Below are 14,593 nucleotides of genomic sequence, written 5' to 3'. Positions count from 1 at the left end.
CTGCCTGTTTAATGTGGTTGTGGTGGTTTCTTACTCTCCCGCGCTCGTTGGGGCGTAGTACCATCAGCGTTGCCTAGCTTAGCTTCCAGGTTCGGGATGGGACTGGGCGTGTCCTAGGCGCTATGACCACCACAAGACTATGTGTTCCACCCCCACTATTTTTATAACTGCTAACCATTAGGTTTGGTTAGCTTCTTTTGGGGGGGGCACCGTTCTTGTTAACGGATCAAGGAGAGTGGGTGTGAGCGTCTTCGTGACGAAATGGTGTGGGATGCTTGAACACTGTGTTCTTTGTGTTGTGTTTTGTTTTTTAATGGTTCTTTAGTACCAGTCAGCTTTGCGTTTTACAACGTGTACACTTCTGGCCTATCTACCCAGTAGTCTGCTGGGAACCTAAAAGACCTCATCTTAAAGCAGGCTTCCCGCTTAGATGCTTTCAGCGGTTATCCTTTCCGAACATAGCCAACCAGCCATGCACCTGGCGGTACAACTGGCACACCAGAGGTTCGTCCATCCCGGTCCTCTCGTACTAGGGACAGGACTTTTTCAAGTCTTAACGCGCGCAGCGGATAGGGACCGAACTGTCTCACGACGTTCTGAACCCAGCTCGCGTACCGCTTTAATGGGCGAACAGCCCAACCCTTGGGACCAACTCCAGCCCCAGGATGCGACGAGCCGACATCGAGGTGCCAAACCATGCCGTCGATATGGACTCTTGGGCAAGATCAGCCTGTTATCCCCGGGGTACCTTTTATCCGTTGAGCGACAACGCTTCCATAAGCCATTGCCGGATCACTAGTTCCTACTTTCGTACCTGCTCCACCCGTCAGTGTCACAGTCAAGCTTCCTTGTGCACTTACACTCGAACCCTGATTACCAACCAGGATGAGGAAACCTTTGAGCGCCTCCGTTACCATTTAGGAGGCAACCGCCCCAGTTAAACTACCCACCAGGCACTGTCCCTAACCCAGATAATGGGCCCAGGTTCAGATAACCAGCAACATCAGAGTGGTATTTCACTTGCCGACTCCACAAAAACTAGCGTTCCTGCTTCAACGTCTCCCACCTATCCTACACAAACACAACCAGCCACCAATACCAAGCTATAGTAAAGGTCCCGGGGTCTTTCCGTCCTGCTGCGCGTAACGAGCATCTTTACTCGTAATGCAATTTCGCCGAGTTCGCGGTCAAGACAGCACAGAAGTCGTTACGCCATTCGTGCAGGTCGGAACTTACCCGACAAGGAATTTCGCTACCTTAGGATGGTTATAGTTACCACCGCCGTTTACCGGGGCTTAAATTCACCGCTTCGCCAAAGCTAACAGCTCCTCTTAACCTTCCGGCACCGGGCAGGCGTCAGTGCGTATACCTCGCCTTACGGCTTCGCACGCACCTATGTTTTTGATAAACAGTCGCTTCCATCTTGCTATTGCACCCCACACCCCCTAACCACGAAAAGCAGTTTCAAAGGGTGGGGCCTCCTTCTCCCGAAGTTACGGAGGCAATTTGCCGAATTCCTTAACCACGATTCACTCGCTCGCCTTAGTATTCTCTACCCAACTACCAGAGTCGGTTTAGGGTACGGGCGGAACAACACCTCACAACGCAGCTTTTCTCGACAGTACAGACCAACCCTGTTATCGACCCAAAAAGGCCTCACCATCACCCCTCACCCTTAACGCCTCCCGGATTTAACCTAGAAGACAGGCTACAGGCTTGAACACGGTAAACCACCACCGCGCCAGGCAATCTCACTGTGTCACCACGAAGCTAAAACACTCAAACCAAAAACCCAAAACCCAACAATCCCTGCCAACCCGAAGGAAGACAAAAACTGAAAAGGGCGTCAAGCTCAAAAGTAAGAGCATCAAAAAACGGTCCTATCCCGGTAGCAGAATATCAACTGCTCAACCATCGACTACGCCTGACGGCCTCGCCTTAGGACCCGACTAACCCAGGGCGGATAAACCTTCCCCTGGAACCCTTAGTTTATCGGCGCCAGCGATTCTCACGCTGGACTCGCTACTCATGCCTGCATTCTCACTCCCACACCACACACGACCCATCACCAGGCCGCTACAACAATGCAGGACGCTCCCCTACCCCACAACAAAAAATGTTGTAGTCACAGTTTCGGTGGCATGCTTAAGCCCCACTACATTATCGGCGCACAATCACTCGACCAGTAAGCTATTACGCACTCTTTCAAGGGTGGCTGCTTCTAAGCCAACCTCCTGGCTGTCAACGCAACTACACATCCTTTTCCACTCAGCACACACTTAGGGACCTTAACCGATGATCAGGGCTGTTTCCCTCTCGACAACGAAGCTTATCCCCCGCTGTCTGACTGCCCCACCAACTTAACGCGCATTCGGAGTTTAGCAGATCTCAGTAACCAACAAGGCCCATCAACCAACCAGTAGCTCTACCACACGCAAGCAAAAGATGGAACGCTATACCTAAATATATTTCGGGGAGAACCAGCTATCACGGAGTTTGATTGGCCTTTCACCCCTACCCACAGCTCATCCCCCAGGTTTTCAACCCTGGTGGGTGCGGTCCTCCACGACGTTCTACCGCCGCTTCAACCTGGCCATGGGTAGATCACCCCGCTTCGGGTCTATGCCACGCAACTAAAACGCCCCCAGGACTCGGTTTCCCTACGACTACCCCACAACAGGTTAACCTCGCAACGCAACATAACTCGCAGGCTCATTCTTCAATAGGCACGCCACCACCACACCAGTCCGAAGACCCCGCGGCTCTGACGGCTTAAAAACGCTTGGTTTCAGGAACTATTTCACTCCCCTCCCGGGGTACTTTTCACCATTCCCTCACGGTACTAATCCACTATCGGTCACCATGCCCGTCCAGGCTTACCCAATGGTCTGGGCAGATTCACACGAGATTCCACGAGCCCCGCGCTACTCGGGAACAAAACCCAACGCAAAGCATGCACAACCAGCTACCCGACTCTCACGGTCTACGGCCAGGCATCCCAACCTGTTCACCTCGCACACACAAAAACGCTCCAAGAACCGGCAGATTCTCAACGACTTCGTCCCACAACCCCGCCCGCGCAACCCCTGCCGAGTATCACACGCAAACGGTTTAGCCAACACCCGCTATCGCTCACCACTACACACGGACTATCTCACAAAAGGCGGTACTAAGATGTTTCACTTCCCACCCTACCAACACACACCTATCAAAACTTCAGTGCGCGCCAACCACACACAACTATGGTTAGGTTACCCCATTCGGAAACCCCCGGATCAACGCACGCTCGCTAACTCCCCGAGGCTATCGCCAGCCACAACGTCCTTCATCGGCACACGATGCCAAGGCATCCACCAAACGCTCAAAACAAAAAACAAACCAATAAACAAAAAAACACCAACCACCCCAAAAAACGAGGCGGTCAACGAACAAGATTCTCACATCAAAAGCATCACAAAGACACTCACATCCACTCTCCAAAAAACAAACAACCAACCCAAAAAACCCCAAAAGCACCAAACCCTTGAAAGTCAATGAGCCAAACAAACAAACCCAAGGGGCCTGATTGTTCCTATACCCGACAGCCCCCCAAAACCAAACCCAAAAGCCACAGCCCTGGGGGGAAAGTGTTTTTCCGTTTCATTCGCGCTTTAAATAAACAATTCTCCCTAGAAAGGAGGTGATCCAGCCGCACCTTCCGGTACGGCTACCTTGTTACGACTTCGTCCCAATCGCTAGCCCCACCTTCACCCGCTCCCCCTCAAAAAGAGTTAGGCCACAAGCTTCGAGTGTTACCAACTTTCGTGACGTGACGGGCGGTGTGTACAAGGCCCGAGAACGTATTCACCGCAGCGTTGCTGATCTGCGATTACTAGCGACTCCACCTTCACGGGGCCGAGTTGCAGACCCCGATCCGAACCAAGACGCCCTTTAAGAGATTCGCCCCACCTTACGGTATCGCAACCCTCTGTAGACGCCAATGTAGCATGCGTGAAGCCCAAGACATAAGGGGCATGATGATTTGACGTCATCCCCACCTTCCTCCGAGTTAACCCCGGCAGTCTCCCACGAGTCCCCAACACAACTTGCTGGCAACATAGGACAAGGGTTGCGCTCGTTGCGGGACTTAACCCAACATCTCACGACACGAGCTGACGACAACCATGCACCACCTGCACACCAGCCAAAAAGGAAAACCCATCTCTGGATCGGTCCAGTGCATGTCAAGCCTTGGTAAGGTTCTTCGCGTTGCATCGAATTAATCCGCATGCTCCGCCGCTTGTGCGGGCCCCCGTCAATTCCTTTGAGTTTTAGCCTTGCGACCGTACTCCCCAGGCGGGGAACTTAACGCGTTAGCTACGACGCAGAAGACAAAAAAGCCCCCCACACCCAGTTCCCACCGTTTACAGCATGGACTACCAGGGTATCTAATCCTGTTCGCTCCCCATGCTTTCGCTCCTCAGTGTCAGTAACAGCCCAGAGACCCGCCTTCGCCACCGGTATTCCTCCTGATATCTGCGCATTCCACCGCTACACCAGGAATTCCAGCCTCCCCTACTGCACTCAAGCCAGCCCGTACCCACCGCAAACCCACAGTTAAGCCATGAGCTTTCACGACAGACGCAACCAGCCACCTACAAGCCCTTTACGCCCAATAATTCCGGACAACGCTCGCGCCCTACGTATTACCGCGGCTGCTGGCACGTAGTTAGCCGGCGCTAATCAACCCCTACACTCAACACACCCCACGGTGCGCCTTGTTCAGAGCAAAAGAAGTTTACAACCCGAAGGCCTTCATCCCCCACGCGGCGTCGCTGCATCAGGCTTTCGCCCATTGTGCAATATCCCCCACTGCTGCCTCCCGCAGGAGTCTGGGCCGTATCTCAGTCCCAATGTGACCGACCACCCTCTCAGGCCGGCTACCCGTCAAAGCCTTGGTAGGCCATCACCCCACCAACAAGCTGATAGACCGCGAGCCCACCCTTTACCGAAAAAATCTTTCCCACCCACCCCATGCGAGGCAGACAGAACATAAGGTATTAAACACCCTTTCGGAAGCTTATCCCAAAGAAAAGGACAGGTTACTCACGTGTTACTCACCCGTTCGCCACTCTCACCAAAAAGTGCAAGCACTTCTTGGATCCCGTTCGACTTGCATGTGTTAAGCACGCCGCCAGCGTTCATCCTGAGCCAGGATCAAACTCTCCAACAAAAACCAAAAACATCGGTTCAAGCCAGAAAACAATCCAGCAAAAACAAACACCAACAATCAAAAAACAAAACGTTCCAAAATCATCAGCATCAAAAAAACAAAAAACAGAAAAAAACCAAAACACCCACCAAAACCAGCAGGCACCCCAGTTCAATCCCACACAAACAAAACAAAAAAACACACTATCGAGAACACAAACAACCAAACCACAAACCAACCAAACTGGCCGGTCAGGATTCGTCGCGAGCAAAAAATAAGCGGCGGGAAAGTTTTTCTCCCGCCGGCCTCTGCGCTCGGCAACGAATACAAAGTTACCGCCCTGGATGCGTGGCGTCAAACCAAAATGCCTAAAAGTAAGGGAAGCCACAAAAATTTGTTGACAATCCGGCATTTACCTGCGTAAACATTGCGAGAGACTAAAAATCACCGCCACCAAGAAATCGATTTCATGGTGGCGGTGATTAGCGTAAGAATCGGGCAGTCGCGATAAGCCTACTTTCGCTTAAGAGGACTACGGTGCTCCAAGGCAGCATGAAATTCCTGCACCTGCGCCGGTCCTACCGTAATAAGTGCTTCACATTCTGGCCGATTAAAAGCATCCGTCATTGCCAGCAGTGGCTCTACCGCTACTGCGATGCCGCGGCGATGGGCTAAAGCCTGACCGGTATAGATCTGGAAAGACCCTAAGCCCAGGCCTTGGCGGGCACCAATTAACTCTACGGCGGTTTGAGAACCATCGACATGGTCAACTAAGGCGGTCGCCACCCCATCTTCGGCGACCAAAGAGGTCATGCCCCAATCAATGTCGCGGCGGTGCACCAGAGTAACCGGATATGCTTGGGTAGAAAATCCTTTTATTCCTGGTTTAGGGATCAGATTCTTATCAGTTTGGATACGAACTTGGGAAGGCACGGTGATCTTAGTAGTTTCCGCGCTACCTCCCTGGCACACCAGATAAGGATGCCACCCCAAAGAAATCGGAGCGTCCCCCTCACCGTTATTCTTAGCCACAATATCTAGGGAAAGCCGATGGGGATCAGCAGAGAGGCGATAGGTAACTTCCACTTCCACCTCAAAGGGATAGGCTTCCAGCTTTGGCACCTGAGCCCTTGCCCGCAGGAAATCTTCGCCCGACTCCACTAATTCAAAAGGTTGATCTGCTACCAAACCATGAATAGCCTGCGAGCCACCAGCAGTTTTTCCTGCGAAGTCATACTCGCGTCCTTGGAACTTATATTTGCCATCCCGCAGACGATTAGACCAGGGAACCATAACCGCATTCCGGAAACCGTCCATATTCCGGGCCTCTACGGCGTCACGATAGCCGTCAAGGACGTGTACCGTACGCTGCTGTAGAGTATGCCCGCTGTCAGGAAGCAGCGGAACCTCCGAAATGCTTTGAAATTGGTCTTCTACCTGCCAATCCAGGACAGTTGCCCCGATTTTGGCTATCGACACCGAGTCATTGCCCGCTTTCAGCGTCCAGGTTTCTTGGCTCAAGTTTGCTCCTTAAAAATAATCAAGGTATTGCCTTATTTCCCTTGTTTACGAGTCTATTACTCCCGCATATTATCCAAGGCATTTATGCTTATTATTTACTTTTCCTTATCACCACGTTCACCAATTTTGGTTCCCGCACGATCACTTTCAAAGGTGCGCTTCCCGCAAGATTACGCTGCACCACTTCAGTTTCCAGTGCCTGTTTTTCTAGCTCTTCAGCAGAAATAGATTGCGGCACTTGCAGGCGATATTTTACCTTGCCGTTAATCTGTACCACCGCAGTAATTTCCTCTTCTACCAGCAAGGATTCATCAGTTACTACCGGGAAAGGCTCGCGCGCCAGTGAGGAGGAATGCCCCAGCCGATTCCAAAGCTCTTCGGCAATATGGGGAGCAAGCGGAGAAATCATTAGCACCAATGCCTCCGCGGCTTCCCGAGGAACCGCTTTCAGCGCAGTTAAATGATTATTGAGCACAATCAGATCCGAAACCACCAGGTTAAGACGCATTTCCCGGTAATCCTCGGTTACCGCCGCAATCGCCTTGGCCAGGGCACGCTGGGTTTCCAAATCGGGCGCATCCTCGCTAACGGTAACTTCACCAGTATTTTCATCAACCACATTGCGCCACAGACGTTGTAAAAAGCGCTGCGAGCCAACCACTGCCCGAGTTTCCCAAGGCCGTGACATATCTAGCGGCCCCATTGACATTTCATATACCCGGAAAGTATCCGCCCCGTATTCGGCACAAATATCGTCCGGAGTAACGATATTCTTCAAGGATTTACCCATCTTGCCGTATTCACGATTTACTGGCTCCCCTTCATAGGTAAACCCGCTAGCCTCATCGCCCTGGACTTCGGAAGCGGGCACGTAGGCTCCCCGCTTGTCCGTATAGGCATAGGCCTGGATATATCCTTGGTTAAACAGCTTATGGAAGGGTTCCAGGCTAGATAAATACCCCAGGTCATAGAGCACTTTGTGCCAGAAACGCGCATAGAGCAAGTGCAAGACCGCGTGTTCTACCCCGCCTACATACAGATCGGTACCTCCCGAGGACGCCCCCTCGCGCGGTCCCATCCAGTAACGCTCATTTTCGGGGTTAGCTAGGAAATCTTTCTCCCCGGGATCGAGGTAACGCAGCTCGTAGCAGCAAGAACCCGCCCAGTTAGGCATCACGTTAGTGTCCCGGTAATAGGTTTTTTTACCCTGTCCCAGGTCGAGTTCTACTTTTATCCAGTCCTCCGCGCGCCCTAGTGGAGCCTCGGGTGAAGAGTCAGCATCGTCGGGGGCGAAAGTACGCGGAGAGAAATTATCTACTTCCGGCAAATCCAGGGGCAACATCGACTCGGGGAGGGCATGTACCACTCCGTCTTCGTCATAGACCACCGGGAATGGTTCCCCCCAGTAGCGCTGGCGGGAGAATAACCAATCGCGCAGGCGATAAGTGGTAGTAGCTTCCCCTAGTCCCGCAGTTTCCAGCCAGGAAGTTATTTTCTTAATGGCCTCAGCTTTACCTAAACCGTTAAGGGAAATCTGGTCATTAGCCGAATTCTGGATGACCCCATCCCCAATCCAGGCCGTGTCTTTTTCCGCATCTGGTCCGGGAGTAATCGTATAGATAATATCCAAGTCAAATTTCTTAGCGAAGTCCCAGTCGCGCTGGTCATGGGCAGGAACCGCCATAATCGCGCCAGTGCCGTACCCCATCATCACGTAGTCGGCGGTGAAAACCGGAATCGGACGATTATTGACCGGATTAGTAGCAAACAAACCAGTAAATACCCCGGTTTTCTCGTGGGAGTCTCCCCCGCGCTCAAGCTCGCTGCGAGCAGCTGCCTGCTGTTGGTAGGCGCGCACTGCCTGCTGCGGATTTTCATATCCCCCCGTCCAGGCATCGCGAGTACCTTCCGGCCACTGGGCGGGAATTGCTAGTGCTCCTGTGGGAAGTTCACTTTCTCCCCCGCCGGAAAGAATTGGATGCTCCGGGGCTACCACCATAAAGGTGGCTCCAAACAAAGTGTCGGGACGGGTGGTATAGACCTGCAGCTTTTCCGTGTCTACCTGGAAAGTTACCGTGGCACCATGAGAACGTCCAATCCAGTTTTCCTGCATAGTGCGCACTTTTTCCGGCCAATCCAAAGTGGCTAGATCCTGAATTAGGCGGTCGCCATAGGCGGTAATCCGCATCATCCATTGCCGCAAATGAGAGCGAAATACCGGGAAGTTTCCGCGTTCGGAGCGCCCCTCGGAAGTAACTTCCTCATCCGCCAGCACCGTGCCCAATCCCGGACACCAGTTAACGGGCGCGTAAGAAAGGTATGCCAGGCGGTAATCTTCGAGGACGTCCTCACGCTGCTTCGCAGTTAAGTCACTCCACTTTGCCCCCTCGGGTAGAGGCTTTTCCCTGCTGGCAAACTTTTCGATCAGCTCTTGAATAGGACGAGCCGCGCCTTTGCCTCCATCTGGGCGGGTAGCCTCCGGGTCGTACCACGAATTGAAAATCTGCAAGAAAATCCACTGCGTCCAGCGATAATAGTCCTGATCAATAGTAGCGAAAGAACGTCGCTGATCGTGGGAGAGCCCAATGCGCGCTAATTGCCGCTGCATAGTAGCAATATTTTCGTTGGTCGTCTTGCGCGGATGCTGCCCGGTGGTTACCGCGTATTGCTCCGCGGGCAAGCCAAAAGCGTCATACCCCATGGTGTAGAGGACGTTCTTCCCTTGCATCCGCTGGAAGCGTCCCGTGACATCGGTGGAGATGTAGCCTAGCGGGTGTCCTACGTGCAGGCCTTTGCCTGAGGGGTAAGGGAACATATCCATTACGAAGAAAGGATCTTTCTTCGCCCCGGGGCCGGCTAGGGAACCCACCAGGTTATCGGCATTGAAAGTGCCTTGATCTAACCAATATTTTTGCCATTTTTCCTCGATCTGACCTGCCATCTGGGCGGTGTATCGATATGCCGGTATATCGCTAGCGCTATTGCTCATGGACTATTTTCTCCCTTCATTTCTCCCTCAAAGCCTACCCCATAGCGGACACTCCCCGATTTTCCCGCTAAGAGAATGAAACCGGTCGCAAAAAATTTTATTTGCCGCTGGTGAACTTAGTTTCCCGTTACCTGCCAAACGATCATTATCCGATTATGGTGGGATGAGCGTAATCGGTGACGTTATAGACACTGCCTCCGCGTTGCAAAAGCACTGACAGCACCTGCGCTTTCTTTTGATTATCTTTACTGGCGCCCCAGATAACTTTTTGCCCTGAAGCCAATTGCAGCTCAATATTTTCTGGCCGTATTGCTTGTGCCTGCTGAGTTTTCTTGGTAATTTCCGGCGGCAATGATTCCACCACGCTAGCTGCCGATTTCAAACAGTCACGATTATCGCTTGCCCGGCAAGAACTAGCTATCGTTACCAGATTTGATACTTCGAATCCCTTAGCCGGAAATACTTTCCCTTCTAGATCAACCAATGATCCTTGCGTGGTTTTAGCCACCGGGTTTCGCAACGTCAAATGCACCACCATCCCGCGGGGAAACTCCCGGCTAACTCCAATTTGTTTAATCCACGGATTCTCTTTTTGCAGCGTAGCGGCAACCTGACCCGTAGGTACTCGCATCAAGGGTTGTCCCGCATAGGCCGATAGCTCTTCTTTTATCTGTCCCGCGGAAACTTGTGCGCTAGCGCCTACAACTCGGGTCTTGCCGGGATCATAGGCAAAAACCGGGGAAAACCAGAACAGGTACCCCAATGCCACTATGATTACCACGATTAGCGCCCCGATACCGCCGCGGCGCAGTCGTGTACGCCGCTTTATCTGCGCGATTTCTTCGCGTCGCTGCGCCAGCCCACTGGATACCACAGCTCGATCTTTTGAAGCTAATGTGACTTTCCGGGACTGCGGCAGGGACACCGCTTTTTCTCCCCTGCTTGCCTGCCGCCGATTAGTACGTACTCGCGTATTTTTGGATACTTCGGTGGCTTTAGAACGGCGCGAAAAAGAAGATTTGCGGGAAGTCACTGCGCGAACCTCTGGGTTAAAACCTCTAAAATCAGCCCCCCGGCCACGGTCACATCTCCCGCTCCCACAGTCAAGATCAAATCTCCTGGTTCAGCCGCATTAGCGAGCATGCGTGCCGCCTCATCCCGATCCCCCAAGTAGGAGCCGCGCTGCATTTCTTCCGTGATTAGCTGGGAAGTTACCCCCGCAATGGGATCCTCTCGTGCCCGGAAAATATCGCACACAACCACTTGATCAGCCAGATCAAGAGCCCGGGCAAAACGGGGAGCAAAATTGCGGGTACGCGAATACAGATGCGGCTGGAATAACACTAGAACGCGTCCTCCCCCGGCTGCCTCGCGCGCCTGGTGCATCAGGGCTTCCACTTCGGTGGGATGATGGGCGTAATCATCGATTACCCGGATCCCTCCTACTTCACCTTTGGTTTCAAACCGACGCGCGGTTCCCTCGAAATCCCCTAAAGCCTGAGCAATCTCTGGCGCAGAGAAACCGGCAACTTGTGCTCCTAAGAACACTGCTGCCGCATTTAATAGGTTATGCTGCCCCGGCATCGGCAGGCGGACGGCGGTAGTTTTCCCCGCCACCGTGAAATTTGCAGATACCGAGGTAGTATCTTCCACCAGCGGTTTAATCAGGCAAAACTCATCCAAGTGCAGGGAAGGTTTCTCCCCCCCATAACCGAGGATCCGCATGCCAGGGGCAGCGGAGTTAGCTGGCATAGCTTCCCGGCGCTGAACCAGCTGGTGACAACCGGGATCATCAGTACAAACAATCAGCGTTCCCCCTGGTTTAATACAGTTGCTGAAATCAAAAAATGCCTCCGCGAACTTTTCTGCTGATCCATAGTTATCGAGGTGGTCGGGCTCAATATTGGTAATAATCGCCACCTGGGGGCGGTAGTTCAGGAAAGAACCGTCAGATTCGTCGGCCTCGGCAATAAAATACTCGCCTTTACCCAGATGGGCTCCAGTTTGGTAATGACGGACTATTCCTCCCACCGCAAAAGAGGGATCTGCTCCCAGCTGGGAAAGAGTTTGCGCCAACATGCCAGAAGTAGTGGTTTTACCATGTGCCCCCGCCACGGCCACGAACTTCCGGTCGGCCGCCGCGAGCGCCAGCGCCTGGGAGCGATGCATAAACTTACAACCGGCGGCTTTACCCGCCGCGAATTCGGGATTACTAGGGCGAATTGCACTGGAATAAACAATAGTCATGTCGGGGGTAATCAGCTGCGGGCGGGTACCCACCCAACATGCGACTCCTAGATCCCGTAGTTTCTTTAAGTTATCGGATTCGTTTTGATCCGAACCGGTCAGTTCCCAGCCACGCGCCGCAAAAAGCTGCGCAACCACCGACATTCCGGCTCCCCCAACCCCGATAAAATGGTATTTTTTCTCGCTCATCGGCATACTTCCTTAGCGATTTGTGCCAGTTTCTCCGCGGCATCGATTCCCTCTTCCGGGAGTGCTCGCGACATTTGTTGCAAACGTTCTGGCGACAACAGTAAGGGCACTACCTGTCTGGTAACGAAATCCGCATTAAACTGGGCGTTATCAACTAGCAGCGCACCTCCACTTTTTACCGCGTCTTCGGCGTTAAGACGTTGCTCGCCGTTCCCAATCGGTAGTGGTACATAGACTGCCGGTAATGCTAAGGCGGTCATCTCCGCCACCGTACCGGCACCGGAACGACAAACCACCAAGTCCGCGGCGGCTAGTGCCCTTTCCATATCCACCAGGTAATCTAAAACCCGATAACGCGGCTTTAAAGATTCGGGAAGAGCCTGGCGCACCGACTCATCTTTATCTTTGCCAGTTAAGTGAATTACCTGGATATCTTCCGGCAACTGTGCCGCCGCCTCCTGCAAAGCTTGGTTTAGGGAAAGTGCTCCCAAAGATCCCCCAGTGACCAGCAAGGTTGGTAGCTGCACACCTAGATCAAAAGACTTTAGAGCCAGCTCCCGCTGACGTTTTTGTTCCGACCGATCGTGACGTTTTTTAGCCAACTCCGCTATTTCGGGTCGCAAAGGTAACCCGATGCAAGTGGTTCGCCCCTGCTTGGCCTTAAGTTTCGTGGAGGGAAAAGTTAAAGCTACCACTTTGGCCCACCGTGCCCCTAACCGGTTGGCCAAGCCGGGACGAGCGTTTTGTTCATGGATTACCAGCGGTACCTGTGCACGCCGCGCCGCTAAATAGGCAGGAGTGGAAACATAACCTCCAAAGCCGATGACTACTCCCACCTTCTTCTTTTGGATTAGCGATTCTATCTTCTTTACCGTCTCCCGCATCCGGCTGGGAATGGTAAAGAACTGCAAAGAAGGACGGCGCGGCAACGGTATCCGGGGGATATAGTGCAAATCGAAGCCGGCAGCGGGTACTAGCTCGGTCTCTTTGCCTTCCCTAGTACCGATAATCGTAACCTTCCAGCCTTGATCTCGCAGACAGCGCGCCGCAGCCAACAGCGGGTTGACATGACCGGCGGTTCCCCCTCCGGCTAAAAGTACCGATCTATTATTTTCCATCGCGTTTTTCCAATCTGACGGCTCTGCTAGTACGCAAATATTTTGGCCGGTGAGCTACGGCTGCAGCTACTCCTGGCTCTGCTCGCAAGTAGCTTAAAAGCACCCCCATTTGTATTAGGGTTGCCAGCGCCGTAGAGCCTCCAGAAGAAATCAGAGGCAGCGGCACTCCTATTACAGGTAGGAACCCGATCACTACCATGATATTCATGAGTGCCTGTACCACTAGCCACCCCAAAGTTCCCGCAGCACAAAGTCGGGTGGTCTGGTGGGTAGCATTGATGATTAACCGGCTCAGTACCCAGGCGAGCAGCCCGAAAATTACCAACACTAGAAGGGTGCCGAATAGTCCGAATTCTTCACCCAAAATTGCGTAAATAAAATCGGTATGAGCTTCCGGCAAATAATTCCACTTTTGGCGAGAGGCACCCGGCCCGACTCCGGTTAGTCCCCCGGTTCCCAATCCCCACTTGGCACGCAGGGGCTGCAGACCAGAACCCGTAGGATTAGCTTGGGAAGGATGCAAGAAAGAAAGCACCCGATTCCTGCGGGAAGAAGAACTCAGTACCGCCCCGACTGCGGCCACAGACAGCAGACCTATCCCTATCCCGAGCCAACGCAGAGAAATCCCGGCGATTAGTAATACACACAGCAAAATAGAAACGAAAATAAGCAGGGTTCCCATGTCGTGACCTGCCATTACCGTGGCCACAATAACTATAAAAGGCAGCCCGACCCATTTGAAAAGGTCACCAAGAGAATCTATTCGGCACCTGCCACTACTGAATACCGTGACTAGCAGCAAAATAAAGGCTACTTTTAAGAACTCTGAAGGCTGTAATACCTGGTTAATACCGGGAATATAAACCCAGTTGCGGTTGCCACCTTGACCGCGCCCCAGCGAGGTAAACACCGCTAACTGACCGGCAATAGCCAGCGGAAATATTACCGTTAACGCAAATTTTTCAAAGAAACCCGCAGGTAAACGCGATATGAAGATCATTGCGGCGAAACCCACTGCCATAATTAGCAGGGGGCGTGCCACTCCCCAATAGGGATTGGTACCGGCAGACAGCTCCAGGATTACCGAGGCAGAAAATTGCATCATTAATCCAATCACCGCTAACGCGATGATCAAGAACCACAGCATTTGGTAGTTGAATAACGGGGTATGGGTGATAGAACGCCACAGGTTCAGGAGTTTGCGTTTACCCTCCGGGTTATCCGATCGGAAAGACTCTGCGCGTTTAACTTCAATCCGCGGAATTTTTTTCCTGATTTTAGCGGCTGTGCCCTGAGAAGAATTTTTTTTATTTCCGGTCGATGCCCGCGTCACCATAG

At 52.7% G+C, this 14,593-nt stretch carries 6 protein-coding genes and 3 rRNA genes; all 9 read right to left on the bottom strand.

The genetic code is table 11. The annotated features are described in order from the left end of the window. Positions 1-17 precede the first annotated feature (17 nt). Positions 18-134 (bottom strand): 5S ribosomal RNA (gene rrf / locus F605_RS0106570). A gap of 167 nt (positions 135-301) precedes the next feature. Beyond that, a 23S ribosomal RNA gene (locus F605_RS0106565) occupies positions 302-3,377 on the bottom strand. A 295-nt stretch (positions 3,378-3,672) separates the two neighbouring features. Next, positions 3,673-5,212, bottom strand: a 16S ribosomal RNA gene (locus F605_RS0106560). Together the 16S, 23S and 5S rRNA genes form the textbook arrangement of a ribosomal RNA operon. Before the next feature lie 492 nt (positions 5,213-5,704). Further along, complete coding sequence (locus F605_RS0106555) at positions 5,705-6,712, bottom strand: aldose 1-epimerase (protein WP_022865098.1); 1,008 nt, start codon at positions 6,710-6,712, stop codon at positions 5,705-5,707. Positions 6,713-6,803: 91 nt separating this feature from the next. Next, positions 6,804-9,701, bottom strand: coding sequence for a leucine--tRNA ligase (locus F605_RS0106550; RefSeq protein WP_022865097.1), 2,898 nt, complete (start codon positions 9,699-9,701; stop codon positions 6,804-6,806). A gap of 145 nt (positions 9,702-9,846) precedes the next feature. Beyond that, complete coding sequence (locus F605_RS0106545; RefSeq protein WP_022865096.1) at positions 9,847-10,734, bottom strand: cell division protein FtsQ/DivIB; 888 nt, start codon at positions 10,732-10,734, stop codon at positions 9,847-9,849. Beyond that, positions 10,731-12,137, bottom strand: coding sequence for a UDP-N-acetylmuramate--L-alanine ligase (gene murC, locus F605_RS0106540; RefSeq protein WP_022865095.1), 1,407 nt, complete (start codon positions 12,135-12,137; stop codon positions 10,731-10,733). Before murC ends, F605_RS0106545 begins: the two co-directional genes overlap by 4 nt. Then, positions 12,134-13,255 (bottom strand): undecaprenyldiphospho-muramoylpentapeptide beta-N-acetylglucosaminyltransferase, encoded by a 1,122-nt coding sequence (gene murG / locus F605_RS0106535; protein WP_022865094.1) that lies wholly within the window; start codon positions 13,253-13,255, stop codon positions 12,134-12,136. Before murG ends, murC begins: the two co-directional genes overlap by 4 nt. Continuing rightward, on the bottom strand, positions 13,245-14,591 hold the full coding sequence (locus F605_RS0106530; RefSeq protein WP_022865093.1) for an FtsW/RodA/SpoVE family cell cycle protein: 1,347 nt from the start codon (positions 14,589-14,591) through the stop codon (positions 13,245-13,247). Before F605_RS0106530 ends, murG begins: the two co-directional genes overlap by 11 nt. Positions 14,592-14,593 lie beyond the last annotated feature (2 nt).

The organism is Varibaculum cambriense DSM 15806, from assembly GCF_000420065.1.
Taxonomy (GTDB): domain Bacteria; phylum Actinomycetota; class Actinomycetes; order Actinomycetales; family Actinomycetaceae; genus Varibaculum; species Varibaculum cambriense.
The sequence above is the reverse complement of the archived record's forward strand: the minus strand, read 5'-3'. Positions and strand labels throughout refer to the sequence as shown.

Bases quoted from the DNA above. Each gene is read 5' to 3' on its own strand.
- F605_RS0106550 (WP_022865097.1), bottom strand. From the start codon at position 9,701: ATGAGCAATAGCGCTAGCGATATACCGGCATATCGATACACCGCCCAG.
- murC (WP_022865095.1), bottom strand. From the start codon at position 12,137: ATGAGCGAGAAAAAATACCATTTTATCGGGGTTGGGGGAGCCGGAATG.
- murG (WP_022865094.1), bottom strand. From the start codon at position 13,255: ATGGAAAATAATAGATCGGTACTTTTAGCCGGAGGGGGAACCGCCGGT.
- F605_RS0106530 (WP_022865093.1), bottom strand. From the start codon at position 14,591: ATGGTGACGCGGGCATCGACCGGAAATAAAAAAAATTCTTCTCAGGGC.